The sequence below is a fragment of the Actinorectispora metalli genome, assembly GCF_056323685.1.
The window spans coordinates 235,591-259,669 of record NZ_JBREYE010000002.1; the positions used below are offsets into that span (position 1 = coordinate 235,591).

Sequence of the window (24,079 nt, forward strand, 5' to 3'; positions counted from 1 at the left end):
CATTTGTTCAGAGTGGGAGTGGGCCGTGGGTAACGTCACAACGTTCTGTCAGACGTGTCAAGATGTCGAAGTCACTGAATTCTTGTCGCTTGGCCGGCAGCCGGCTTGTCTCTTTCTGGAAAATTCCTCAGAGATCGAGAAAGAACAAAGTTGGCCGCTCCACCTTGGTTTTTGCCCGCGGTGTAGTCTGGTTCAAGTGATGGACCCGGTCAGTGACCGAATCCTCTTCTCTGGCGACTACCATCATCTTGCGGGGCTGACCGGGGGGTACCGCAGGCACCTTCGGGAACTTGCGGAGGTCCTGGCAGAATTTCACCAGGCACGACCCGATCATGGCTCGAAGCGCTACTTCGCAGTAGAAATCGGAAGCAATGACGGCAGCTTGCTGGACGAGTTGGCTAAACATGGTTTCGATGTCCTCGGGGTTGATCCCAACGGTTCTGATTCGTCAGCGGGATCACCAGTCGTCAAGGAATTCTTCAGTGTGGAGCTTGCGTCGCGACTGCTCCGGGAGAATCGTCCAGCCGATCTTTTCCTGGCGCTTAACACCTTGGCTCACATCACCGATCTGGCTGACTTTCTGGCAGGCGCGAGCACGATTCTCGCAAATGACGGGACGTTTGTTTCAGAGTCCCATTATCTGCCTGATCTTCTCGAAACGATGCAATACGATTTCGCCTACCATGAGCATTCCAGGTACTATTCCCTCACTGCGCTCCAAGTTGCTTTCGAGCGCCACGGGTTGGAAATCTTTCATGTCGACCGGATTCCAACTCATGGTGGTTCAATCCGCGTGTATGCGGGGTTTGCCGGCATGCACGAGGTGCGCGAATCCGTCAGGGCGCTTCGCGGTAACGAGGATGCTCTCGGTCTTACTGATATGGCGACGTACGAGCGGTTTGCCGTCCAGGTGGAGGATCACCGGAAAAATTTGCTCGCCTTGCTCAAGGAGTTGAAAAGCGACGGCTCCCGAGTGGCTGCCGCTTCTTCCCCCGCTCGTGCGGTGACTTTGCTCAATTTCTGCTCGCTGGGGCCGGAAGACATCGAATTCATTTCAGAGATCAGTCCGCGAAAAATAGGAAAATTGTCTCCTGGTACACACATTCCTATTCGCCACCAGGAGCACCTTTGCGGCCCGGATCAGCCGGAATACGCCCTATTGCTTTCCTGGCACATAACCGATGAATTGGTTTCTCGCCTGCGTATGGAGGGGTTCACCGGGAAATTTATCGTCCCGCTTCCAGAACCAAAGGTGATGAGCTAGGAGCAAGTGCAGAAGCGGCGCTCCGGAGATTCGAGCGTATTGCTGGAAACCGGCGCGGCCGGCCAGGGAACAGGCCCTGGCCGGCTCGAACACAGACCGCTCCTTCAGTGCTTGATCACCGCTCATCGTCGAACTGACCCGGCTGGCGGCCAGGGCCTGCGGGACCGCGATAAGCCTGTGCGATGTCGAGCCACTGATCGGCATCCGGGCCGACAGCGGTCAGCGAGAGGTCATCTCGGTGCCGCCTGCGGGTCACGAGGAGACAGAGGTCCTCGGCGGGGCCGGAGATCTGCTGATCGGCAGTGTCGGGGCCGAATACCCACACGGCTCCGGACGGGCTGGTCAGCTCGAACCGGAACGTCGTGTCGGGCGGAGACAGGTGTCGAGCCTCGTAGCCGAAGTCCCACACCTGCACCGCGAAACCGACAACGTATTGGAGCCGGTCCGTACTCACCCGCTTGACGCCGAGCGTGTCAGCTATGTCCTGCCCGTGTCCGAACAGCTCCATCATCCCTGCGCAGGCCAGGACCGAAGCCGGGATCGGTCGCACCAGCCAGGGCACCATCTGCGTCTCGGGCAATGCGGCCAATGCCTCGATTCCGGCATCCCGCTCGGCACGCCACCGCTGAAGCACCGAAGCGGCGGGGGCACGGAGGTATTCCTGCAACGCACCGTTGACGGCGGCGTCGAACGAGGTGGAGATCGAGGAGGTCAGCTGCTTGAACGCATCAGGTTGAGCCGCGGCGAGACCCGCGATACGAAAGATGAATGACAGGTGCCCAACTTGATGCTTGATCGTCCAGCCCGGTGCAGGCGTGGGACGCCCCCAGCCGTCTTCGGGTAGATCAGCCACCATGTCGTCGATCTCCGCAGCCGCTGCTGTGAGGTCGTTGATCAACGGGGATACCGTAGTCATGCTCTGGCCTTTCTGCTGGTGTATGGCGTGGGTGGTGATCGATGGGGGTTCCACGCTGCACAGGCGGTGGCTGACATCCACTGTGAGGTCGGGTTCGGTCGGTGTCACCAGAGATATTCAGTCCACGTTCCAGAGACAGGATTCGATGTTCTCTGGTCTGCTCTCTACTCGGGCCGTGCGGTTTCGTCCGCCCTTGGGCCCGCGTCGAACTTATTTCCGGAACATGTCCGCACAAGAGAGAACATTTGTCGGCAGGGTGAGTCGTGCCGCTTCCCGGATCCGGGCTGCCGAATGCGGCGAGCGGCCGTCCAGCTGGAGCTCGGGAAGAGGTGGTTGCAGGTACCTGGTTCGGGGGAAGGGGGTATCGGTTGTCGAGTCCGTGCCGCGCAGCTGATTGCGGTAGCCGAACCACCGCGTGCGGGCGTGGCGCCGTTCGGCGTCGGATTCCTCGACCATGAGGGTATGCGAGGCATATTCTCGGAGAAGGTCATGGAATCTGTACCGGGTGAACGAATGCTGCAGAAGCAGGTGGTGGTCGACAAGCGTCTCCAACAGCTGGTACGCCTCGTCGGGTGGCGCATCGATGAGGGCGGCCGCCGCGTCCAGCTCGAAGTCATCGCCTGGGTGCAGCGCCAGCAGGCGGAACGCACGACGGGCGGCTGGATTCAGGCGCTGGTATGACACGCTGAAAGCTGTCGAGACCTCCTGATTGTCGACGGCCAGCTCGACCAACCTGCACGGGCTGTTGCGTAGCCGGGCGGCGAGTTGTCCGACTGTCCACGATGGACGACGAACCAGGCGGATGGCGGCGATCCAGATCGCCAGTGGCAGCCGTCCGCACAGTTCGACGATTTCGGCCACGGTCTCGGACTCATCGATCAGCCGCTGCGGGCCCACCGTTTGACGGAATAGTTCGATCGCCTGGTCCAGGGAAAGCGCTCCCAGCGACACGGACAATGTACTGGACGGAATGGATAGATAGCGGCGAGACGTCACCAGCACCAGGCAGTTGGCTGTGCCTGGCAGTAGTGGCTGGACCTGGTCCGCGTCAGCGGCGTTTTCCAACACCAGGATGGACCGCTGCGCTGCCAGCGTCGACCGCCAGATCGCGGATTGCCCTTCCAGGGCGGTCGGAACCTGACTTTCGTGCAGACCCGCCATGGGTAGGAGCCTCTCCAGGGCTTCCTGTGTCGTGATCGGCGAGCGTCCTGGAGTGAACCCATGGAGATCCAGGTAATACTGTGCATCGGGAAAACGAGAGGCCATGCTGTCGGCGAAGTGCAGAGCGAACGCCGTCTTGCCTATACCCGGCATGCCGTCGATCAGGAAGATCCATGACTCATGCCCTTCCGCGTCGGCCACGGCCAGTCGCAGATTTGTGGCCTCACAACAGCGCCCGACCAGTTTTCCCGGGCTGCGCGGCAGAAACGAGCGCTTTCCAGGTCCGGGTGTCTGCTCGGGAACAGCGCTTCGCGCCGCGGCAAGGAGTGGTTCCCCTATGGCGTCGGGCAGGCCGAGTGCAACGCTGAGTTCGCGTACGGTCGTCGGTCGCGGTCGATGCTGCCCGTTTTCAATCCGGCTGATGGTGCGTGCGGAAACTCCCGACCGCGCGGCCAGCTCGTCCTGGGTGACTCCGGCCTGTAGGCGTTGGTGACGAAGTAACGCACTAAGCTTGCTTTCCAACCCCTGCCTCCCCCCTGGTAAGGCGCCTCCCCCTGGTACGGCAGCCTTCAACTCCCGATCGTAATGTAGATCTGTTGCTCCATTTGTGCTACCTCAGTTGTGCTTGATGAATATGTCCATTTACGTATAGGTCCCGACCTGGGCGCCGTGGCGGCTGATCTGGTGTGACGTCGAGTGGACCATGTTGTGGTATCCGCTGATCGAAAGTCCCTCCTATAAGGACATTGCCGCGGAGCGGTGAGCTCCGATAATTGGTGGAACGACAGATGGCACCGTTGGCCACAATGGAGGCTGAACTGGCCTCGCGGAAGCAGCAGTTGGGGCAGGATTCGTCGAACTCGTCGGTTCGGCAGGCGAAGGTTTCCATTGCGATAAACGCGAAGCAACAGGCATAAGCCCGTTGCGGGATGGGCGTGGTTGGACGACACCGGATCGCACCGAGCGGGTGGACCCACCGGCCGAGTGCTGCAACTGCGGGGCGGATCTGTCCGGTGCCGCTGAGCAGGTGTGGTTCACCCTGCTCGCCGTCCCGCACCGCATGGCAGGTCACTGACCAGTACCGCGACATACTCCTGAGCTCGCCGAAACGCTTCCACCCGGTGGAAATTGGCTCGAGTCGCCAGTGCGGCTCGGCCGGATTCGACACTGCGGGCTGACTATCTGCGATGGCAGCGGGGCAGACGCCCCACAGTTTTCTGCGTCACAACGCGATCACCGCGGCGCGGGTGTCCACATGATCACCGGCCCCTATGGGCCTACCACCAGCGAAAACACCGAAGTGCTGCTGCCGTAGTAGTCCCATCGGTTCGGCCCGGGGACGCACTACTACGTATGGATCTTTACGCGAGAACGACATAGGGTGACGATGAGAAATGGCGGAGTCTCGCCCTCGCGTTGAGCCATTTGGGTACTGACTAGATGCCCAGCGGCGACCAGGCGAGTGTCGGGGGAATGTCGGGTTGGTGTCCTGGTTCTGGGAACTGGCACCGTGTCAGTCTTTACTCCAGGAGCGTTCGATCGCCGAGTTGTGATCATAGGCCGGTCGAAGCAGCTGCCTTGTTCGGTGCTTACTGGGGCTGGGGTGCTGTTGGGGGCATAAGGTCGTTCAACTGCTATTCGCGGTCGGCTGGATATCGGTTTTGATAATGATTCGGTGATCAGGACACTTAGCGGTGGTGTTCTGTATAAGTATTGGAATCATGTCTGGGGGTCAGAATGCGCGCCAGCGTGCAGCAGGCGATCAGGTACATAAATTCCAGATATCATGAGCCCATTCATCTGGGCGATATCGCCTCTTCGGTCTTTGTGAGTCGATTCCACTTCTGTCGAATTTTTGCCAACGCAACTGGGGTTACGCCGGGAAAGTATCTGGCGGCAGTTCGGATGTTTGAAGCAAAACGGTTGTTGCTCACCACCTCGCAGTCTGTGGCCGATATAGTGTGTAGCGTCGGCTACAGTAGTGTTGGCACGTTCACCACTCGGTTCGCTCAAACGGTCGGAATGACCCCTAGTCAATATCGGGATCCGCGTGTGCGCGATCTCCATGTGTCAATTTCACCGGATTTTTTCCATCTGCCCACGTATCAGGCCATGAAACAGGCCGGCCTTATGGCGCCGTGTGTCGTATCGGAAGCCGTCACGGGAACCGTCACGGTCCAGCTGTCCGCGGCGGCTGCGTCGGCGAACGTGCTGGTAGGCGTGTATGCCGACTGTATTCCGCAGCGTGCCCCGGTGGCCTATGCCTATGCGCGGCAGATCGGCGATCAGAGAGTGGTGATTTCCGGGGTGCCCGCAGGGCGTTGGTATGTGTCGGCCGTGGCGGAGGGAGTGGTCGAGGATGAGCGAAACATCCTGGTGGTCCCCGCCGCCAAGCCGGTCATGGTTCATTCGGGCCGAGTCGAGTACGTGTCTGTGCGTCTGGAGCGGGTAACGCCCGAACACGCGCCATTCGCGTTCTCTTTCGCCCCGACGGGCGCTGCGGACGTCTGCGACCCGCGGATGTTCGGTCCAGCTGCGTGAACAGTGGCCAGGACGGAAGCTTTCGAGATTGCTGTCCGATCGGGAGAGGAGCCACGGACGGATATGGCTGGATACTACGAGGTCCGGCACAGGGTGGGTTTCGAGGAGACCAACGTAGTCGGCAATGTCTACTTCTCTCACTACCTGCGTTGGCAGGGTCACTGTCGAGAGCAGTTCCTGGTGGAGAAGGCACCCGACGTGCTGGCCGAGATCATGCACGATGATTTGAAATTGTTCACCCTGAGTGCGCAGTGCGAGTTCTTTGCCGAGATCACCGCCTTCGACGAGCTGTCGTTACGCATGCGACTGGATAGTCTGACGCAGACTCAGATCGAGTTTGTCTTCGACTATATGCATCTCAAGGACGGGTTGGAAGTCCTGGTGGCCCGCGGTAAGCAGCGGATTGCCTGCATGCGCGGATCCAATAAATCGACCGTGCCTACTCGCATCCCCGCTCAGCTGCGTGATGCATTGGCTCCGTACTCGGTCGGCGCCGCTGTGGATTTGTCCGGACAGCCGGTGAGAAGCTGATATGACAAGCGAACCTCAGCTGTCGGATATTTCGTATCCGGCGTTGCCGTCGATGACCCCACCGGACGTGCTGCGGGATGTCATGTCCCGCTTCGCGACCGGGGTCACCGTGCTCACCACCGGGGGGGCCGCCTACCACGGCATGACGGCGAATGCATTCAGTTCTGTGTCATTGGACCCTCCGATGGTGATGTGTTGCGTGGGCAGAACAGCACGGATGCATCAGGCCATCTTGCGCACCCGCCGTTTCGGGGTCAACGTGCTCAGCGCTGACCAGGAGCACCTGGCCCGCTACTTCGCCAGTCGCGGCAGGCCGCAGGGGATCGCGCAGTTCGACCGAGTTGAATGGTTTCCGGGAAAGCGGAACGGTGTGCCGCTGTTGGCCGGTTCGTTGGCCTGGTTGGAATGTGAGGTGACCAAGGTCTATGACGCAGGGGACCACTCCATCTTCCTGGGCGCGGTGTTGGATGCGGCCCGGAAGCCCGGTGAGGCGCTGTTGTTCTTCGGCGGAGGCTTCCACCAGGGCATGCCCACCCCTCGTAGCGCCTGAGGCCGACGGAGCGTTCGACAAGATCGCCGCGAGGGTAGTGGGACCACTCTGCGCGAGCCGAACCGCGCAGGCCGGGCCGTTTATGGCTGGTCGAGCAGGGTGAGGTAGGTATGGAGTTGGGCTGCGCCTGCGAGGAGGTTGCGGCTGCGGGTGGTCAGCCGGTCCTGCCAGGAGTCGAGGAAGGTGCTCAGCGCGTCCGCTCCGCCTGCTTCGTGCAGGGAGTCGATGAATTGCGCGACTTGGCGTAGGGGGTAGCCGCCTCGGCGGAGTTGTCTGGCGATCTCGGCGTCGCGCACGCGGTCAGGGCCGTATTCGCGGTAGCCCGTTGCTCGGTTGCGTCCGGGGCGCAGGATGCCTGCGGTTTCCCAGGTGCGCAGCGTGGCGGGGTGCACGCCGAGTCGGCGGGCGAGTTCTCCGACGGTGAGCGGCCGGCCGCTGATCGGGCTGGGTGTCGTGGTGGACAGGGTGCCGAGGGCTGCCGCGACTTCGGTGCGGGTGTCGCGTTCGGTGCGGAGCGCGATGTGTGTGGCGTCGATGAGCCGGTAGGTGGACTCGGTGTCGCCCCGGTTGGTCGCGCGCATGATCTCCATTGCCTGCTGGTGTCCGTGGCCTGCGCGTAACGCGAGGAAGGTGTGCAGGGCTTGGGCGTGCAGGGGTGTGTAGCGCCGATAGCCGGTCCCGCTGCGCTCGGCAGGCGGGAGGATGCCTGCGTCCTCGTAGTTGCGGACCGCCTGAGCGGACAACTCGTGTTCTCGGGCAAGGTCGACGGGGCGCAGGTTGCACCTCCTTTTGAGGCTTGGATCTCTCAACGCCAGCTGGATGCTACAAAAGTTTCAACCGATTCTTCAACGATACGGTTGAGGGCAGTCCTTTCGGAAAAGGGGTGTTCATGTCCACTGCCACATCGCTGCGTGGGATCGGCTGCCAACTTGACGACACGGCGAGCCTGGGCCGTGCCGTCGACGAGCTGCTCGCCGGGCGGAGCGAGCCGCCTGCGTTGCTCGCGCTGGGGGAGCCGACGCATGGGATCGCGGCGTTTCCGTTGTTGCGCAACGAGCTCCTTGGGCACCTGGTCGAACAGGGGTATCGGTCGATCGTGCTGGAGACCGACTTCTTTGCGGCGTCTGTTGTCGATGAGTACGTGGGTGGCGCGACGGCGGATGTCGACAGGGTGCTCGACACAGGGTTCAGTCACCGGTTCGGCGCCGTGCCGGGCAACCGGGAACTCGTCGAATGGCTTCGGGCTTACAACGCTGACCGTGCGCCGCGGGACCGGGTTCGCTTCTATGGGTTCGACGCGCCGTTGGAGATCTACGCTGCGCCTAGTCCGCGGCATGCGTTGTTCTCGGTGATCGACTACCTGCCCGTCGCGTTGCGGCCGGAGTCAGGTGACCTCGACGCGCTGCTTGGCGACGAGGCGGATTGGGCGAATCAGGAGGCCATGTACGAACCGGCGGCGTCCATCGGCGACTCCGACCGTGTTCGCGCGTTACGCATCGTCGCCGACGACCTCGCCTCTAGGTTGCGACGCGCTGCTCCTGGGTTGCGCCCAGCCGACCCGCGTGGGTACGAGCACGCCGTCGCGCATGCGCGCACTGCTCAGGGTCTGTTGCGCTATCACGCGGCTATGGCTAGCCGCGCAGCCGACCGGATCGCGACCTTGTCCAGTCTGCGGGACGAGATGATGGCCGACAACCTGCTTGCGATCGTTGCCCGGGAACAGCGGCGCGGCCCGAGCCTGGTGTTCGCGCACAACGTGCACCTTCAGCGTGCGCAGTCCACCATGCCGTTGAGCCACAAGCCCTTGGGCGAGGACCAGGTGAGCTGGTTCGGCGCTGGGGCACTTGTTGCGCTCACCCTGGGGGAGCGGTACGTATTTGTGGCAACTGATGCCAACCCGCACAGCGATCCGGGCACACTTCAGGGTGTGCTGGCCGAGGCGACCACCCGTCGCGCCTTGTTCCCGACGCCGACTCTGCGCGCTGCGCTTCCCCAGTCGATCAACGCCGGTGAGCCGATTGTGCCCGGCCACATCCCGTTGCGCCCTGCGGACCTGGACGGTGCCGATGCGGTCATCTTTGTCGCCGACACCGACGGGAAGCGGCATCAGTACTGGTAGCGGCGCTGGAATCGGGCGCAACGGGCAGTCGGTGTTTCAGCGTCCGGTGGTGTTGTCGATCAGCTCTCGCAGGATGTCGGCGTGTCCAGCGTGCCGGGCGGTTTCCTCGATCAGGTGGGCCAGGGTCCACCGCCGGGTTGGCCTCGGTTGGCCGCGTCTGGCTGGGCGGGGGCCTGATTCGGTGAGGGTGTCCCAGGACGCGACCTCCTTGTTCGCTTCGGTGATGGTTTCCCGGTAGGTGGCGATGATGGTGTCGGCGGTGTCTTCCGGGGCGGCGTGGAAGGTGGCTTGCCAGTCGGCTACGTCGTGACCGAGAAGCCAGTGTTGTTCCACGTAGGTCAGGTGGTTCACCAGTCCGAGCAGGTTGGTGCCGGAGGGCACGCCGGGGGTGCGGGCCTGGATTTCCGGCACCCCTTCGGCCCTGGCCGCGACGGCGGCGCGTAGGTAGTCGAGGAAGCCGATGAGAACCTCCTTCTCGCCGGGCCCGGTCGAGGGCGGCTTTGTGTCGCGTGGGCGCTTCGTGGTCATCGCGGTCCCTCCGGAGTGGTGCTCGTTCGGCGAATGACCAGTACGTGGTCGGTGACGGTGCCTGTCTGGCCTGCGGGGCCGGTGGCTTGGCGTTGCGGGGTGTCCGCGCGTTCGATTGACCATTCGGTTGGGTCGAGGGCCAGTTCGGTGGCCACTTCCTTGGGTGTCGGGTAGTAGACGTCCGGGTCTTGGTTCCAGGACCACGGCGCGGTGGAGCCGTGGTCGACCACGACCAGCAGACCGCCTGGGTTCACCGCTTGCGCGGCGGTCCGCAGCACGTGGGCGCGGTGCAGGGCGAACGGGGTGTGGAAGTACTGCGCGGAAATGAGGTCGAAGGTTCCCGTGGGGAAGTCTTCGGACAGGTCGACGCACAGCGCGGTGACGGATACGCCGGCTCGGTTTGCTTGCTGCTGGAGGGAGTGCGCGGCTGACGCGGAGATGTCCACCGCGGTCACTCGCCAGCCCTGGCCTGCCAGCCAGAGTGCGTCTCCTCCTGCTCCGCAGCCGACGTCCAGGGCGGTGCCCGGGGGTAGCCGTCCGGCGATTTCGGCCAGCCTTGGGTTCACCTTGGGTGCGGGCTCGGCGGTGCGTTGGCTGTAAAGGTCGTCCCAGAAGCGGGCGGCTTGGTTGTGAGTGCTCATGTTCGCCACTGTGGCGTCGAGCCGGCGCAACCGGCACGGAAAATTGCCGGTATGGCAAGGTCGGCGGTATGGCGGAGGAGATGGACCAGGTGTTGGGCGCGGTCGGTCCCCGGTTGCGCGCTGCGCAAGCAGCGCGGATTGACCCTGGCCGATTTGTCGGCGGCGACAGGGACGTCGGAAAGCACCCTGTCGCGGTTGGAAAGCGGCGGGCGGCGGCCCACGCTGGAATTGCTGTTGCCGCTGGCCCGCGTATACGGGGTGCCTCTTGACGATCTTGTCGGAGCTCCTCGGACGGGGGACCCGCGGATTCACCTGAAGCCGATCCACCGCCACGGCATGACGTTCATCCCGCTGACTCGCCGCGCGGGCGGCGTGCAGGCCTTCAAGATGCTCATCCCGAGCCGTCCGGAACCGGCCGAACCCACGCCGCAGACGCACGGTGGATACGAGTGGCTGTACGTCCTCAATGGACGGCTTCGGCTGGTGGTCGGGGACCGGGACATGGCGCTGGCGCCCGGAGAGGCCGCCGAGTTCGACACGACCCTGCCGCACTGGCTCGGGTCAGCCGACGGTCACCCTGTCGAGACACTCGTCCTGTTCGGACCGCAAGGCGAACGAGCGCACCTGCGAACACGCTCCCGTTAGCGCGACCCGGTCACGTCCTCCGCCCAGGCCCGACCGCAGGTAGCGTCGCGACGCTCAGCGGCGCAAGGCGGTTTCCCGGTCCATGTGGGACAGCTTCTCGGGGTTGCGCACGGCGTAGAGCCCGGTGATGAGGCCGTCGTCGATGCGCGCCGCGATGACGGTGTCGATCTCGCCGTCGAACCGCACGATCAGCGCCGGGTAGCCATTGACCTGTGCGGGCCGCAGCGACACCGTGGCGGAAACCTTGCTCAGGCCCGCGGCCAGCAGGCGGGCCACCTTGTCGGCGCCCACGATGGGCCGTGGCACGGCCTGCTTCACTCCGCCGCCGTCACCCATGAGGACTACGTCCGGGGCGAGGATGTCGAACAGGCGTTGCAGGTCGCCCGTTTCGACCGCCCGTTGGAACGCGGCGAGCGCGTCTCGGGTCTCGGCGGGGGAGGCGACTCCGCGCGGTCGGCGGGCCGCGACGTGTGCTCGGGCCCGGTGGGCGATCTGGCGGACCGCCGCCGGGCTCTTGTCGACGGCTTCCGCGATCTCGTCGTAGCCGACGTCGAACACCTCGCGCAGCACGAACACCGCCCGCTCGGTCGGCGTGAGCGTCTCCAGCACCAGCAGCATCGCCATCGACACGCTCTCGGCCAACTCGACGTCCTCGGCCACGTCGGGCGCGGTGAGCAGCGGCTCCGGCAGCCAGGAGCCGACGTAGGACTCCTTGCGGCGGCCTAGCGTCCGCAGCCGGGTCAGCGCCTGGCGGGTGGTGATCCGGACCAGGTATGCCCGCTGGTTCTGCACGGTGCCCAGGTCGACGCCCACCCACCGGAGCCAGGTCTCCTGGAGGACGTCTTCGGCGTCGGCGGCCGAGCCGAGCATCTCGTAGGCGACGGTGAACAGCAGGTTGCGGTGGGTGAGGAACGCCTCGGTGGCGGGGTCGGGGGCGGTCTGCGACGTTCCTGCCATGGGTGGCTCCTCTTCGCTTCCGGCCGAGTCACCCACTGGACACCGCGCCCCGCCGGTTTGTGACACCGAGACGGTAGCCAATACGGCTGGTGACGCACGTCTCGTCACACGGATGGGGTCGCGGGCATCTCGTGTTCGTCCCGAACACCACGAGTGAGGACGGATCATGGAACCTCGTATCGACCTGTTCACCAACGAGATCGGCGTCAAGTTCGCGAAGCGGTTCGCCAACGCGGGCCAGGTGATCGAGCAGTCGACGCTGCCGAAGGCCACCCAGGAGTTGGTGAGCCTGCGCGCCAGCCAGATCAACGGCTGCGGATGGTGCATCGACATGCACACGAAGGAGGCCGCGGCCGCCGGGGAGACCGCGGTCCGGCTCCACCTGGTCGCCGCCTGGCGCGAGTCCTCGGTGTTCACCGAGGCGGAGCGGGCCGCGTTGGCCCTCGCCGAGGAGGGGACGCGGCTTGCCGATGCCCACCACGGCGTGTCCGACGAGACCTGGGCGCAGGTGCGCAAGCACTACGACGAGGACCAGACGGCCGCGCTGGTCTCCCTGGTCGCCTTGATCAACGCGGCCAACCGGCTCGCGGTGATCCTGCACCAGAAGGGGGGTTCCTACGAGCCCGGCATGTTCGCCGCGTTCGCCTGATCGGCAGGCCGCTCCCGGCCCGGATCGTCCCATCCGGGCCGGGTGGTTGGGCTGGTCCACGAGCCATGAACAGGACAGGATCGGCGCGTCGAAACTTTCCCGGCGGGAGCTGTCGAAACCGGCCTGTCCCGTTCGACGCACTGACGACGGCTTCTCAGCACAACCAAGGAGCAACCAATGCGCACCCTGATCGCCACCGCGTTCGTCTCACTCGACGGCGTCGTCGAGGCGCCCGGAGGGGAACCGGGCTACCGCAACTCGGGCTGGACCTTCAACGACATCGAGTTCGACGAGGCCGCCTATGAGATCAAGGGCCGTGAGCAGGACGAATCCGCGGCCATGATGATGGGCCGCGTCAGCTACCAGGCGTTCTCGCCGGTGTGGCCGGGCATGACCGAGGAGTTCCCCCGCTACAACGCGATCCCGAAGTACGTCGTGTCGACCACGCTGCGGGAGGCGGACCTGGTGTCCAACTGGGGCGAGATCAGCATCCTCCGTTCGCTGGACGAGGTGGCCGCGCTCAAGGAGACCGAGGGCGGGCCGATCACCATCCACGGCAGCGCCACCCTGAACCGCAACCTCTCAGATGCCCGTCTCATCGACCGCTACCACCTGCTGGTCTTCCCGGTCCTGCTCGGCGCGGGCAAGCGGCTGTTCAGCGATACCGACAAGGACAAGCAGAGCCTCAAGCTCGTCGAGAGCGAGTACTACGCCAACGGGATCCAGAAGCTGGTCTACGACGTCGTCCGCTGAATGACCGGATCGGTTCGCTGCGGTCGGGCGCGGCCGGGGTGCCTTCGATCAGTGTTGATGTCGAAAGGGGGGCCTTGTGATCTCGGCACTCAACCGGCTCGTCGACCTTGTCGAGGAGCACCTCACCGAAGAGCTTGATGTCAATGGACTGGCCAGGGCGCTCGGCATCACCGAGTACCACCTGCGTCGGATGTTCTCGTCGCTGGCGGGCATGCCGCTGTCGGAGTACGTGCGCCGACGTCGGATGACCGTGGCCGCCGCGGACGTGGTCCGGGGCGAGGACGATCTGCTGAGCATCGCCGTCCGGCACGGCTACGGCTCGACCGAGGCGTTCGGGCGCGCGTTCCGGGCGGTCCACGGCGCGGGTCCTGGTGAGGTTCGCCGTGATGGAGGCCCCCTTCGCACACAACCGCAGCTCAGGTTCCGCCTGAGCGTCGAAGGGAGCATCCCCATGGACACCCGCATCGTCGACCGCCCCGCGTTCCGGCTCGTCGGACACGCGGCCCGGGTTCCGCTCATCCACCGGGGCGTCAACCCGCACATTCAGCAGCACGTCGCGGCACTGCCGCAGGAGGAACACGCCCGGCTAAAGGCACTCGGCGACACCGAGCCGGGTGGTCTGCTGCAGGTCTGCGACGACCTCGACCCCGATGGCACCGAGGGCAGCGAACTGACCTACCTGCACGGGGTCGCCCTGTCCCGGGACACACCGGCTCCCGACGACCTCGATGCCATCGACGTATCGGCGGGCAGGTGGGCGGTCTTCCGCACGGCAGGGCCCCATCCGCAGACCCTGCAGAACACCTGGGCCGCGACCGCGACCGAGTGGTTCCCGTCCAACCCGTGGAGTCTGCGGCCGGGCCCCTCCATCGTCGCGGTCCTCGAACGGGCGGCGGACTTCAGCACCGCGACCTGCGAGCTGTGGCTGCCGGTCGAACCGATGTGACCGACCCTGCCCGGCTCTCCGTCATCGACGGGGAGCCGGGCGTCGGAGCGCGACAGTGGCGCATACGGTGGCCAGCAGCCAGATGACGGGCCCCGCGGTTCCGCCGATGAGGTCGACATGGCCAGGCACTACGAGAAAGACGAGGAACGCCACGTCGACAACACCGAGCACGATCGCGTTCAGCCAGTAGCCGAGACGGCTGTTGACCCGGTTCATGGCCATGGCGACAACGACAGCCTGCGCGCCGAACACGGTCACGCAGATGAAGAACAGCAGGCTTTCCGCCGCCAGTTCAGCCTGGGGCACCCCATCGGCGAGGCCACCGGCCACCATAGAGACACCCAGTCCCATGTGCAGCAGACCCCACAACGCGTACAGCGCGGCGGCTCCAGCCGCCCACCGTCCGGCACCCATCATCTCGACCCCCACATCGAAAGGGCCGAGCCTGTCGTCAGGGCCGGCCACGAGAAGCAATCTATTGCCCACCGAATCGCCTTGCCTCGGGGTCATCACCGATCCCAGCCCTGAGGAGTGGTCGTACGAGCGGATCGAAGCCTTCTACTTGTCTTGCTGTCGGCGCACCATTTCGGTGATCCAGGTGGGCGCGAACGGGGAGGTGCAGTTCGGGGGAGTGGGGTAGTCCTTGAGCACCTCAAGGCGCTCGCCGATGTCGATCGCCCGTGCGCGGTGCTCGGGGTGCTCGATCCCGATCTGCGCCAGGCAGTGGTTCATCGCCCACTGCAGGCGGTCCGGGGCGCCTTTCATCTCCGCCTCGATGACGTCGAGCAGACCGGTGAGGTCGAGGCCTTCGGGCTTGCGGGCCACGCGTTCGGTGGTCAGTGCCCAGCCCGCACTGGCGACCACCGGGTCAGGGTCGGCGAACCAGGCCAGGCGCAGCTCTTCGGAGTGCGGGTTCTTCTTCACCACGTAGTTCACAAGCCAGTCGTGCACCTTGGGGGTGCGTGCTTCGCGCAGCATGGCGTCCAGCTCATCGCGCTCGAACGCCTTGGGGCGGCAGATCAGGGTGGCCAGCAGCCTCGCCGCGGTATCGGCCGTCTCCCAGAGTTGGCGCGCGAGTTCCTGTTGCGTCTTCAGCCGCTTCGCGACCGCGCGCAGCTTGCCGAGGTTCACGCCGTGATCGTCACCGTGCTTCTCGTTCACCGCGCGAATCTTCGGGTCCTCGAGCGCGGCCAGTTCGGCCATCAACTCGGCCGCCGTTGTCTCGGTCACCGCAGCCTCCTGTCGATCACGGGTGGGACTCAGCCTACGAGGAAGACGGGCATTGGCCTGACGTGCGGCCGGGGTGGTGCGTATCCGAGGAAATTCGGATGACCCGGCACATCGGCCCGTCTACGCTGGTGAGCGTGATGCAGCAACTTCTGTTCCTCTGAGGGACGACGCCTCCACCGGTACCGCGGAACGCGGTGCCGTCTTCGTCCTTTCTGCTCATCACTTCTTGTTGGAGGCAGTTTCTTCATGTCAGCTGATCTTTCGTTTATATCCGTGCGGGCCGCGCATGTTCGGGTGTCCGACGTTCACCTCTCCTTCGGCGGGCGGCCTGTGCTCGCCGGGGTGGACCTTGTCGCCGCCGCGGGTGATCGGGTCGCTGTGGTCGGGGAGAACGGTCGTGGCAAGACCACCCTGTTGCGGGTGCTTTCCGGTGACCTGCCCGTCGACCGCGGTGACGTGCACCGGGCGGGCTCGGTCGGCGTTGCCGACCAGCAGATCCCGCTCGGCCCTTCCGACACCGTCGGCGCTCTGATCGACGTCGAGCTGGCCGCTGTGCGTGGGGCTCTGGCTCGGTTGGAGCGCGCCACCGACGCGCTCGCCGACGGCCCACCCGGCGCGGACGACGCCTATGCCGCCGCCCTCGCGGAGGTCGAGGCGCTGGACGCATGGGATGCCGACCGGCGGGTCGAGGTCTCGCTGGCCGCGCTCGGCGCCGTCGACGACCGCGCCCGGCCGCTCGGCACCCTGTCGGTCGGGCAGCGTCACCGGGTGCGGCTGGCTTGTCTGCTCGGTGCGGGGCACTCGGTGCTGCTGCTCGACGAGCCGACCAACCACCTCGACGCGGCGGGACTGGATCACCTCACCGAGCGGCTGCGGGCTCACCCGGGTGTGGTGGTGCTGGTCAGCCACGACCGGGCGTTGCTGGCCGATGTCGCGACCACGGTGGTCGACCTCGATCCGTCCAGCGACGGCAGGCCGCGGACCTACGGCGGCGGCTACCCCGCCTACGTTCAGGCCCGTCGAGCCGAGCGTGCCCGATGGGAAGCGCTGCACACCGAGCAACTGGCCCAGCGGCAGCGGCTGGCCGATGACCTGTCCGCGGCGCAGAACCGGCTGCGCGACAACTGGCGGCCCGCCAAGGGACACGGCAAGCACTCCCGGGCCACCCGGGCTCCCGGCCTGGTCCGGGCCGTGCACCGACGGCAGGAGGAGTTGGCCGCGCATGTGGTGGCCGTGCCGCCACCGCCGACCCGGTTCGCCATGCCCGAGCTTCCCGAGCACCGCGGCGCGACGCTGCTGCGAGCCGAGGGCGTGACCGTGGCGGGCAGGCTCGCGCGGCCGGTCGACCTGGCGTTGGACTCCGGGGACCGGCTGGTGGTCACCGGGCCCAACGGTGCGGGCAAGTCGACACTGCTGAGCGTGCTGGCAGGCGAGCTGGAACCGAGCACGGGCACCGTCACCCGCGCCCGGCCGGTGCGGGTCGGATGGTTGGGCCAAGAGTCCGACCGGCCAGGTCCGGGCACGGCGGTGGAGCTGTACGACCGTGCCCGGTCGGATCTGCCGAGCCTCGGTGAGTTGGGCCTGCTGGAACGGTATGACCTGCACCGGCCGGTGACCGAGTTGTCGGTCGGCGCGCGGAGGCGGCTGGACCTGGCGCTGGTGCTGGCCCGCCGACCGCACGTGCTGCTGCTCGACGAGCCGACCAACCACCTCTCGGCCGCGCTCGTCGACGAGCTGTCCGCTGCGCTCGAGTCGACTCCGGCCGCGGTGCTGATCGCCACCCACGACCGGCAGCTGCTGAGGGACACCGCATCCTGGCCCCGCCTGGCACTGTGACCAGCTCGGCATCCGCCGAAGGCTGCTTGTCAGGTAGCCGAGGCCAGCGTGGTGAGCCCCGGCCCGGCGAGCTCATCCAGCGCCACCCGTCGTCCGGAGACGGCCAGGAGCAGTGACAGCGCGGTTCCGCGCACCTCCGGGCCGTCTCCGATCGACAGGTCGGTGTCCGTTGCGGTGAGGTGGACCCGGGCCATCAGCTCTTTGGCACCGCCGAACGACGCCGGGGTTCGGGTCTGCAGGCGCAGCGACCTCACGACGGCCTCTTGTGGGTAAGAGCGGGGAATGCCCAAAGGGCGGCGGATGTCCTCACCGTGGACGACCGCTTCCACGAGCCTGCTGTCGAGGGGTGCGGGCGGGGTCGAGGTCCGCGATACCACCTCACGGAGCCGCTGCACCGTGTCTTGCGGGGAGGTACCGCGTTCGCGCTCCACGCCGCGTGCGTTTTGCAGGTCGAAGTCGAATCGTGCGCTGGCGAGGCCCACCACGAAACCGAGGCGCGTGGTCCGAGCGGTGTCTACCAGGTGGGCGGCCACGTCGTGGACGGTCCAGCCGGGACAGAGTGACGGCTGGGTCCACTGCTCGTCATCGAGGTGGGAGAGATCCTCGATCAGCGCCGCACGCTCGGCATGCACCATCGGCCAGACATCGTTCTTCACAGCTTCTCCTTCGCTCGATCCTGCGCTCATGGAGGAAGACTCACGGTACGGCGGAAACTCATCGCTCGGTCGGCGATGCCACGCGGGGGAGTGCTCCGTTCGAGTAATTCGGACGTTGCGCTATTGCTTTTATTGATTCTCTCCTGACCTTTCGAAAGAAGATTTGGATAAATGAGGAGCCCGGCAGGAGGACGGTGATCGAGTTGTACGATCGCCGGCATGGGTCGAAGTCCAGCCAAATCAGATGCCTCTCCGCGAAAATGGAGTCGCTGGAAATAGAACAGTGCCGGTTTGTCGACACCACGCTGTCTGGTGCGACGGTGACTGGCTCCACGTTTACCCAGACGGTGATCGAGAACTGTGATTTGGCGGGCGTCAGTGCGCGCACTGCAACCTGAAGAACGCCCGCTTCGCCAACGCCCGGTTGGCGGATGCCAGGTCCGTATCGAGGACTGATGGTGCTTGAACGCACCGTGGGACACGGGTTGTGCGTGGATTGGGTAGACCACCCACGGTTTCCGGCGTTGATCACGGCGTTGATCCGACTTGAGGATGGCGCTATCGCGGCGAAATCCGCGGTACCTCCCGAAAACCCTGCGCAAGGAGGATCAACTCGTGCGGATCAAGAGGGCATTGCTTACCGGGCTGGGGGTGCTGGCACTGTGTGCGGCAACTCCGGGTGCGCCTGGCGCGGTAGCAGCTGATGCGCCCGTGGACTACATCGTGGTGTTGAAGGATGGCGGAGGCGACCCGGCGGGGTTCGCGTCCGGGCTGGTGGGCAGGCATGGCGGACAGGTCGGGCACCTGTACCGGCATGCGGTGAGCGGATTCTCGGCTTCCCTGTCCCCGGCGGGTGTTGCGGCGCTGCGTCGCGACCCGCGGGTCAAGTCGGTCGAGGTCGATCACGTGGTGCGTACCACCGATCAGACCGTGCCGACCGGTGTTGACCGGGTATTCGCCACCAACAACCCCAATCTGAAGATCAACGGCAAGAACGACTACAGCGTGGACGTCGACGTCGCGGTGATCGACACCGGCGTCGACTCGAAGCATCCCGACCTGCACGTGGTCGCACAGGCCAACTGTGTGAACAGCACCTCGTGCACGGAGAACGCGGGCACCGACGACCACGGTCACGGCACCCACGTGGCGGGCACGATCGGCGCCCGGGACGACGGGGTCGGCGTGGCAGGTGTCGCGCCGGGCGCGCGGATCTGGTCGGCCAAGGTGTTGGGCGCCAACGGCAGCGGCCAGCTGTCAGGCGTGGTCGCGGGCGTGGACTGGGTCGCGGCGCACGCCGACGAGATCGAAGCCGCCAACATGAGCCTGGGCTGCGAGAACTGCGCCAACGAGGCGATGACCCAGGCCATCTCCACTGCGGTGGCCAAGGGCGTCGTGTTCGTCGTGGCGGCAGGCAACAACCACAAGGACGCCAAGACGTTCTTCCCGGCCAGTCACCCCGATGTGATCACCGTGTCGGCGCTCGCGGACTTCAACGGCGCGCCCGGTGGTGGGGCCGCGTCCACTTGTCGGGCCGATCAGGACGACACGTTGGCGGACTTCAGCAACTTCGGTGCCACCGTGGAGATCGCCGCACCCGGTACCTGCATTCTGTCCACGCACCTCAACGGTGGATACCAGGCGCTCAGCGGGACCTCGATGGCCTCGCCGCACGTGGCGGGGGCGGCGGGACTGCTGACCGCGAACGGGAAGCGGGCCACCGGGCGCGATGGCGTGATGGCGGTGCGGCAGAAGCTGATCGACACCGCCAACACCGCGTGGACCGACGACTCGGGCGACAACGTCAAGGAGCCGCTGCTGGACGTCGGGTCGGCTCAGGACTACCCGGCGGGATCGGCCGATCCCGGCAGGCCGAGCCCCTCGTTCACCGCCGCCTGCTCGAACAGCACTACGGCCTGCTCGTTCGACGCCGGTGCCAGCAAGGACAGCGACGGCACGATCACGAGCTACGCCTGGGAGTTCGGTGACGGCGGCACGGCCACCGGCAAGACCGCATCGCACACCTACGGCAAGGCAGGCCACTACAGCGTTCGGCTGACCGTGACCGACAACGAGGGCAAGACCAACGCCACCCGGCTGCTGGCCAAGGCGGGAGACCTGCCGCCCACCGCCGCGTTCACCGTTCGCTGCAAGGGCGGCGCGTGTTCCTTCGACGGCGGGTCCTCGACCGACGAGGAAGGGTCGGTCGCCGGCTACGCCTGGAAGTTCGGTGACGGCGGCACCGCCACCGGCAAGACCGCATCGCACACCTACCCCAACAACGCCGCCAACTACACCGTGACCTTGACGGTGACCGACGGCAAGAACCAGACCGGCTCCAGCAGCCACACGGTCCGCTGTCACAAGCACATCAACGCGCCACTGTGCTTCGGCTGATCGCCTGACAGAGGCGACGGTGCGGTCGGGTGGCCCGGCCGCACCGTCGCGTTTCACCGGGTCTCGCGGTCGGGCAGGGTGACCTCGCCTCGGGTGCGCGCGCCGAGTTTGCGCAGTACGCCCGCGACGTGTCGTTCCACGGTGCGGGGCGACAGAAACAGCACCTCCGCGATCTCGCGGTTGGTGTGGCCGGTGGTGATCAGGCGAGCCACCTCGTGCTCGCGGGGCGACAGTTCGCCGCCGTAGCCGCGCCTGCCGGGTCCGCCGCCCACGGCGCCACCGTGTTCGCGCAGCAGGTGTTCGCAGCGCGCGGCGTCGGAGGTCGCGCCGAGCGCGGTGAAGGCTCGCACGGCCTCGCCGGCCAACTCGGTCGCCGGGCCGTGGCGTTCGGCGGCGAACAGACAGCGGGCGGTCGCCTCGGTGGCGCGGGCCTGTTCGTAGGGACGGGGGAGGGCGGCGAGCAGCGCCGTCGCCTCGGTCAGCAGCGCCACGGCGTCGTCGGTGCGGTTCTCGGCGGCGGCGAGCCTGCCCTGCCCGCACCGCAGCAGCGCATGCCCGAAGGGGTAGTCGCGGTGGGCCACATCGGCCGCGAACTCCTCGAGCAGCGCCCTCGCCGTGTCCAGGTCGGACTGGTGGAGCAGGGCGTCCACGCCCGCGTCCACCAACTCCGCGGCCCACGCCCACACTCTTTTTCGACGCAGCACCGCCAATACTCTGGCCAGTTCCGCCGACGCGTCGGGTGCTCTGCCGCGCACCGCGGCCAGCCGGATCCTGGTGGCGGCCGCGGCGAGCACGGCGGTACCGAACCAGGCTTTGCCGGTGTCCAGCACCGGCGCGGCGAGCAGGCGCCGCGTGTCGTCCCATTCGCCGCGGGCGAAGGTGAGTTGCGCGAGGACCAGGTGCGATTCGGCGGAGGAGCGCGGAGTGGGCGCGCCGGTGTCGAGATGGCGCTGCGCCTGCTCGGCGAGGCCCGCCCACTGTCCCGTGGCCAACGCCAAGCGCAGTCGGTTCGCCGCGGCCACATCTCGCACGTAGGGCGCCGCGTCCACGAGCAACGCGTCGGCCGCCGCCAGGAACTTGGCCGCCGCCTGGTGGTGGCCCAGCGCGATCGCGGCGTCGGCGAAGTTGACGTAGCCGCGCATCAGCTCCTGCCGCTGCGCCGCGGTCGCCTCATCGGCGGACAGCGCGGCGACGGCCTCCCAGGCGCGCGGATCGCCAAGTTGCATCAGGGCACTCGCGCGGTTGACGTTGATCGCGGTGAGCAGCGCCGGGTCACCGCGCGGCGGGGTGGTCCGCTCCGCTTCGGCCAGCCACCACAGGTGTTCCTGCACGGGGCAGGTCCCCAATTGGGGCATGGCAAGGGCCGACATCGCGCGGGCCGCCAACGCGGGCCGCTTTCGCAGCTCGGGGATGGCTCGGGCGACCTCGGCACGGCCCGCGTCAGCGTCGTCGGCCTGGTTGGTCAGCAGCAGGCCGAGGTGCAGGCGCAGTTCACCGCGCATCCCGTCGGGCAGCAGATCGTCGGCGACGAGCGTCCGCAGCAGGCCAACGGTGTCGTTGTAGGACTGACTGCCCAGCGTCAGCCGCCCCAGCCTGCTCGCGAGCCGCGCGCGGGCCCGTCGCGGCAGTGCCTGCTCACCCAGCAATTCACGCAGCAGGTCCACGGCCTCCGCGGGATCCCCCGCGCGCACCGCCCGGTCCGCGGCCCGCTCCGCGTACCGCGCCGCCGCGGCCAGGTCGCCCGCCGCGCGGCAGTGGTGGATCAGCCGCGGCAGCGCGTCGCCGTCCAGTCGGTGCAGTGCGCGGACGATCGCGGCGTGCGCGCGCCGCCGATCGCCGGTCGGCATCGTCTGCGCCACGGCGAGCCCGATCAGGGGCGGCTGGAACTCGAAAGCGCCGTCGCCGCGTACGGACAGCAGGCCTGCGTCGACCGCGCGCAGGAGCGCGGCTTCCGCCTTCGCCGTGCTGGTGCGGCACACGTCGGCCGGTATCGGGGCGGTGATCGGGCCGCGCAGCAGCGCGGCGGTGGTCAGCACGGTCCGCGTGGTGGCGGGCAAATCCGCCAGGCTGTCGGTGATCACCTCCGCGACGGCGGCCGGTATTCCGCACCGGGCCAGGGCGTGCGTCGGGTCGCCGTCGGCGGGTCGGATTCGCGCCAGCACCTCGCCGACGTACAGCGGCACCCCGCCGGTCAGCCGGTGCACCTCGGTGGTCCACCCGTCCGGGGCGGTGCCATGGTGCTCGCAGGCCAGCGCCGCCACCTCGGCCGTCGTCAGCGGCCCCAACTCGAGGCGGTGGCCCGTCGCCACGCCCGGTCCCCACCGAGGGCCGAGCCGCCCGGTGATGACCATCGCGACGCCGTCCGGCAGCCGGGTGGCGCAGCACCGCAGCACGTGCCGAGACCACCGATCGGCAAGATCGAGGTCATCCAGCACGATTAGCACGGAGCCGGTCCGCGCGACCTCGGCCGCGGTGAGGTCCCGCAGCAGCGCGCAAGTGCGGTAGTCCGGCTTTCCTCGCTGCTCCGCCTCGTCGGCCGCGGCGATCACCGCCGCCGCCGAGGCAGGCTCACCACCGTTTTGGACCAGGCCGCGCACGAGTTCCCTCAGCACCACATGCGGTTCATCCGGCAGACCCGCGCAGGCGACCACCACGCGGCGCTCGGCCCGCGAGGTCGCGAGGACCTGGGCGGCGAGCCACGACTTACCCATGCCCGATGCGCCGCCGACCAGCACCACGGCGGGTGGTTGTGCGATGACCTCGCGCACCCACGCCACCAGCGAAGTTCTGTCCATCCCTGACCACCCGGGGTCGAAGAATGCGCAAACATGCTTGAAACTACTGATAATCGTACATATCGGAGCAGTGGGCTGGTAGGGGGTGGCGCCCAGCTCCGGCCGGGATTCAACAGTATTGACCGTCTGCGTGTATGAAAACGCGGTTCTTGTTCATGGTTGCGCCGGAATGTGACAATCCCGTCGGATCTCGAAGATCCGAATGTGCGGCTTGGCTCCCTGCTCCGCCGCTCTATTCGACAATTCAATGGAGAAGACGTGCGTAAATTCCCTGCTTTCGCACTGATTGCGGCTGCAATGACCTTGGGGACATTTGCTCCCTCGGCCACCGCGGCGCCCACCGCCTCGGATTCGTCCTACATCATCGACGGCCAGCGGGCGTCCAGCGGACCGTGGGGCGCGATGCTGCTTCGGAACAACCAGCAGTGGTGCTCCGGATCGATCATCGCGGCCCGGTGGGTCCTCACCGCGGCGCACTGCGTCGACGACAACGCCACGTACAGCTTCAAGATCGGCAACGTCGACCACCAGGCGGGCACCCCGGCCAACGCGAGGGCGATCCACCGGCACAGCTCGGGGGACATCGCGCTCGTGGAACTGGACCGCAGCGTGTCCACCACCTACGCCACCCTCGGCAGCGGGGTGAAGGTCGGCGACAGCGAGAAGGTCTACGGCTGGGGCTACAACGAGAACAACGTTCTCCAGCGGTACCTCAAGGTCGCGACCATGAAGGTGACCTCGGTGAGCGGCGGGCTGATCAAGGCTCAGCGCGGTGACGGTCTCACCAACGGCGGCGACTCCGGTGGCCCGGTGTTCGTCAACCAGATCCAGGTGGGCGTGCACATCGCGGGCAACAAGGTGGACCGATCCACCCACACCCACGTCGGTACGTACCGGTCGTGGATCCGGTCGGTCTCCGGGGTCTGAGCCTGGGCGTCGGTGCCGCTCCGAATGGGAGCGGCAC

General features: G+C 66.4%; 22 protein-coding genes and 1 pseudogene. 13 read left to right on the forward strand and 10 right to left on the reverse strand.

Annotated features, from left to right (window positions below):
- Positions 1-25: 25 nt before the first annotated feature.
- A complete protein-coding gene (locus tag ACU6XJ_RS21340; RefSeq protein ID WP_476314528.1) occupies positions 26-1,264 on the forward strand; it encodes a class I SAM-dependent methyltransferase in 1,239 nt (412 codons plus the stop codon).
- Positions 1,265-1,379: 115 nt separating this feature from the next.
- Here the strand turns inward: ACU6XJ_RS21340 and ACU6XJ_RS21345 are convergent, their stop codons facing one another.
- The gene (locus ACU6XJ_RS21345; protein ID WP_476318568.1) at positions 1,380-2,180 is read right to left on the reverse strand and encodes a TIGR03084 family metal-binding protein; all 801 of its coding nucleotides are present in this window, start codon (positions 2,178-2,180) and stop codon (positions 1,380-1,382) included.
- A gap of 210 nt (positions 2,181-2,390) precedes the next feature.
- A complete protein-coding gene (locus ACU6XJ_RS21350; RefSeq protein ID WP_476314531.1) occupies positions 2,391-3,863 on the reverse strand; it encodes an ATP-binding protein in 1,473 nt (490 codons plus the stop codon).
- A 1,227-nt stretch (positions 3,864-5,090) separates the two neighbouring features.
- On the opposite strand from ACU6XJ_RS21350, the gene ACU6XJ_RS21355 reads away from it, so the two are divergent.
- From ACU6XJ_RS21355 to ACU6XJ_RS21365, 3 genes are all read left to right on the forward strand, one after another.
- Entirely contained in the window at positions 5,091-5,882 is a 792-nt protein-coding gene (locus tag ACU6XJ_RS21355; RefSeq protein ID WP_476314534.1) for a helix-turn-helix transcriptional regulator, read from the forward strand.
- Between the two features lie 63 nt (positions 5,883-5,945).
- Positions 5,946-6,413, forward strand: a complete 468-nt coding sequence (locus ACU6XJ_RS21360) for an acyl-CoA thioesterase (protein WP_476314536.1) — start codon at positions 5,946-5,948, stop codon at positions 6,411-6,413.
- A gap of 52 nt (positions 6,414-6,465) precedes the next feature.
- On the forward strand, positions 6,466-6,963 hold the full coding sequence (locus ACU6XJ_RS21365; RefSeq protein WP_476318570.1) for a flavin reductase family protein: 498 nt from the start codon (positions 6,466-6,468) through the stop codon (positions 6,961-6,963).
- Positions 6,964-7,043: 80 nt separating this feature from the next.
- Here ACU6XJ_RS21365 and ACU6XJ_RS21370 read toward each other — a convergent pair whose 3' ends face one another.
- Positions 7,044-7,739: a TioE family transcriptional regulator gene (locus tag ACU6XJ_RS21370; RefSeq protein WP_476318571.1), complete on the reverse strand. Its 696-nt coding sequence runs from the start codon at positions 7,737-7,739 to the stop codon at positions 7,044-7,046.
- A 113-nt stretch (positions 7,740-7,852) separates the two neighbouring features.
- Between ACU6XJ_RS21370 and ACU6XJ_RS21375 the strand changes: the two genes are divergently transcribed.
- Entirely contained in the window at positions 7,853-9,082 is a 1,230-nt protein-coding gene (locus ACU6XJ_RS21375) for an erythromycin esterase family protein (RefSeq protein WP_476314539.1), read from the forward strand.
- A gap of 36 nt (positions 9,083-9,118) precedes the next feature.
- Here the strand turns inward: ACU6XJ_RS21375 and ACU6XJ_RS21380 are convergent, their stop codons facing one another.
- Positions 9,119-9,610, reverse strand: a complete 492-nt coding sequence (locus ACU6XJ_RS21380; RefSeq protein ID WP_476314541.1) for a DinB family protein — start codon at positions 9,608-9,610, stop codon at positions 9,119-9,121.
- Positions 9,607-10,251 (reverse strand): class I SAM-dependent methyltransferase, encoded by a 645-nt coding sequence (locus tag ACU6XJ_RS21385; RefSeq protein ID WP_476314543.1) that lies wholly within the window; start codon positions 10,249-10,251, stop codon positions 9,607-9,609. The genes ACU6XJ_RS21380 and ACU6XJ_RS21385 overlap by 4 nt, the downstream gene beginning before the upstream one ends.
- Before the next feature lie 68 nt (positions 10,252-10,319).
- Between ACU6XJ_RS21385 and ACU6XJ_RS21390 the strand changes: the two are divergent.
- Positions 10,320-10,896 (forward strand): annotated as a pseudogene (locus ACU6XJ_RS21390) (helix-turn-helix domain-containing protein).
- 54 nt (positions 10,897-10,950) lie between these two features.
- Here the strand turns inward: ACU6XJ_RS21390 and ACU6XJ_RS21395 are convergent.
- Positions 10,951-11,853, reverse strand: coding sequence for an RNA polymerase sigma-70 factor (locus tag ACU6XJ_RS21395; protein ID WP_476314546.1), 903 nt, complete (start codon positions 11,851-11,853; stop codon positions 10,951-10,953).
- Between the two features lie 166 nt (positions 11,854-12,019).
- Between ACU6XJ_RS21395 and ACU6XJ_RS21400 the strand changes: the two genes are divergently transcribed.
- The 3 genes from ACU6XJ_RS21400 to ACU6XJ_RS21410 all read left to right on the forward strand — a co-directional run bounded on the left by ACU6XJ_RS21400 (position 12,020) and on the right by ACU6XJ_RS21410 (position 14,201).
- A complete protein-coding gene (locus ACU6XJ_RS21400) occupies positions 12,020-12,502 on the forward strand; it encodes a carboxymuconolactone decarboxylase family protein (RefSeq protein WP_476314549.1) in 483 nt (160 codons plus the stop codon).
- Positions 12,503-12,679: 177 nt separating this feature from the next.
- Entirely contained in the window at positions 12,680-13,255 is a 576-nt protein-coding gene (locus ACU6XJ_RS21405; RefSeq protein WP_476314552.1) for a dihydrofolate reductase family protein, read from the forward strand.
- A 76-nt stretch (positions 13,256-13,331) separates the two neighbouring features.
- Positions 13,332-14,201 (forward strand): AraC family transcriptional regulator, encoded by an 870-nt coding sequence (locus tag ACU6XJ_RS21410; protein WP_476314555.1) that lies wholly within the window; start codon positions 13,332-13,334, stop codon positions 14,199-14,201.
- A 21-nt stretch (positions 14,202-14,222) separates the two neighbouring features.
- Here the strand turns inward: ACU6XJ_RS21410 and ACU6XJ_RS21415 are convergent, their stop codons facing one another.
- Both ACU6XJ_RS21415 and ACU6XJ_RS21420 read right to left on the reverse strand, forming a co-directional pair.
- Complete coding sequence (locus tag ACU6XJ_RS21415; protein WP_476314558.1) at positions 14,223-14,666, reverse strand: hypothetical protein; 444 nt, start codon at positions 14,664-14,666, stop codon at positions 14,223-14,225.
- 93 nt (positions 14,667-14,759) lie between these two features.
- Positions 14,760-15,431, reverse strand: coding sequence for a DNA alkylation repair protein (locus ACU6XJ_RS21420; protein WP_476314561.1), 672 nt, complete (start codon positions 15,429-15,431; stop codon positions 14,760-14,762).
- A 246-nt stretch (positions 15,432-15,677) separates the two neighbouring features.
- On the opposite strand from ACU6XJ_RS21420, the gene ACU6XJ_RS21425 reads away from it, so the two are divergent.
- On the forward strand, positions 15,678-17,267 hold the full coding sequence (locus tag ACU6XJ_RS21425; protein ID WP_476314564.1) for an ABC-F family ATP-binding cassette domain-containing protein: 1,590 nt from the start codon (positions 15,678-15,680) through the stop codon (positions 17,265-17,267).
- Positions 17,268-17,296: 29 nt separating this feature from the next.
- Here ACU6XJ_RS21425 and ACU6XJ_RS21430 read toward each other — a convergent pair whose 3' ends face one another.
- A complete protein-coding gene (locus ACU6XJ_RS21430; RefSeq protein ID WP_476314567.1) occupies positions 17,297-17,923 on the reverse strand; it encodes a maleylpyruvate isomerase family mycothiol-dependent enzyme in 627 nt (208 codons plus the stop codon).
- 194 nt (positions 17,924-18,117) lie between these two features.
- On the opposite strand from ACU6XJ_RS21430, the gene ACU6XJ_RS21435 reads away from it, so the two are divergent.
- Together ACU6XJ_RS21435 and ACU6XJ_RS21440 are read left to right on the forward strand one after the other, a co-directional pair.
- On the forward strand, positions 18,118-18,321 hold the full coding sequence (locus tag ACU6XJ_RS21435) for a hypothetical protein (protein WP_476314570.1): 204 nt from the start codon (positions 18,118-18,120) through the stop codon (positions 18,319-18,321).
- A gap of 217 nt (positions 18,322-18,538) precedes the next feature.
- Positions 18,539-20,320, forward strand: coding sequence for a S8 family serine peptidase (locus tag ACU6XJ_RS21440; RefSeq protein WP_476314573.1), 1,782 nt, complete (start codon positions 18,539-18,541; stop codon positions 20,318-20,320).
- Between the two features lie 53 nt (positions 20,321-20,373).
- Here the strand turns inward: ACU6XJ_RS21440 and ACU6XJ_RS21445 are convergent, their stop codons facing one another.
- Entirely contained in the window at positions 20,374-23,115 is a 2,742-nt protein-coding gene (locus tag ACU6XJ_RS21445) for a LuxR C-terminal-related transcriptional regulator (protein ID WP_476314576.1), read from the reverse strand.
- Positions 23,116-23,412: 297 nt separating this feature from the next.
- On the opposite strand from ACU6XJ_RS21445, the gene ACU6XJ_RS21450 reads away from it, so the two are divergent.
- The gene (locus tag ACU6XJ_RS21450) at positions 23,413-24,042 is read left to right on the forward strand and encodes a S1 family peptidase (protein WP_476314579.1); all 630 of its coding nucleotides are present in this window, start codon (positions 23,413-23,415) and stop codon (positions 24,040-24,042) included.
- Positions 24,043-24,079: the final 37 nt, after the last annotated feature.

What these genes read in the sequence shown, in the direction of transcription:
- ACU6XJ_RS21375 (WP_476314539.1), top strand. Translation starts at nt 7,853, where the DNA reads ATGTCCACTGCCACATCGCTGCGTGGGATCGGCTGCCAACTTGACGAC.
- ACU6XJ_RS21395 (WP_476314546.1), bottom strand. Translation starts at nt 11,853, where the DNA reads ATGGCAGGAACGTCGCAGACCGCCCCCGACCCCGCCACCGAGGCGTTC.
- ACU6XJ_RS21365 (WP_476318570.1), top strand. Translation starts at nt 6,466, where the DNA reads ATGACCCCACCGGACGTGCTGCGGGATGTCATGTCCCGCTTCGCGACC.
- ACU6XJ_RS21445 (WP_476314576.1), bottom strand. Translation starts at nt 23,115, where the DNA reads ATGGACAGAACTTCGCTGGTGGCGTGGGTGCGCGAGGTCATCGCACAA.
- ACU6XJ_RS21345 (WP_476318568.1), bottom strand. Translation starts at nt 2,180, where the DNA reads ATGACTACGGTATCCCCGTTGATCAACGACCTCACAGCAGCGGCTGCG.
- ACU6XJ_RS21400 (WP_476314549.1), top strand. Translation starts at nt 12,020, where the DNA reads ATGGAACCTCGTATCGACCTGTTCACCAACGAGATCGGCGTCAAGTTC.
- ACU6XJ_RS21450 (WP_476314579.1), top strand. Translation starts at nt 23,413, where the DNA reads ATGACCTTGGGGACATTTGCTCCCTCGGCCACCGCGGCGCCCACCGCC.
- ACU6XJ_RS21385 (WP_476314543.1), bottom strand. Translation starts at nt 10,251, where the DNA reads ATGAGCACTCACAACCAAGCCGCCCGCTTCTGGGACGACCTTTACAGC.
- ACU6XJ_RS21405 (WP_476314552.1), top strand. Translation starts at nt 12,680, where the DNA reads ATGCGCACCCTGATCGCCACCGCGTTCGTCTCACTCGACGGCGTCGTC.
- ACU6XJ_RS21425 (WP_476314564.1), top strand. Translation starts at nt 15,678, where the DNA reads ATGTCAGCTGATCTTTCGTTTATATCCGTGCGGGCCGCGCATGTTCGG.
- ACU6XJ_RS21380 (WP_476314541.1), bottom strand. Translation starts at nt 9,610, where the DNA reads ATGACCACGAAGCGCCCACGCGACACAAAGCCGCCCTCGACCGGGCCC.
- ACU6XJ_RS21360 (WP_476314536.1), top strand. Translation starts at nt 5,946, where the DNA reads ATGGCTGGATACTACGAGGTCCGGCACAGGGTGGGTTTCGAGGAGACC.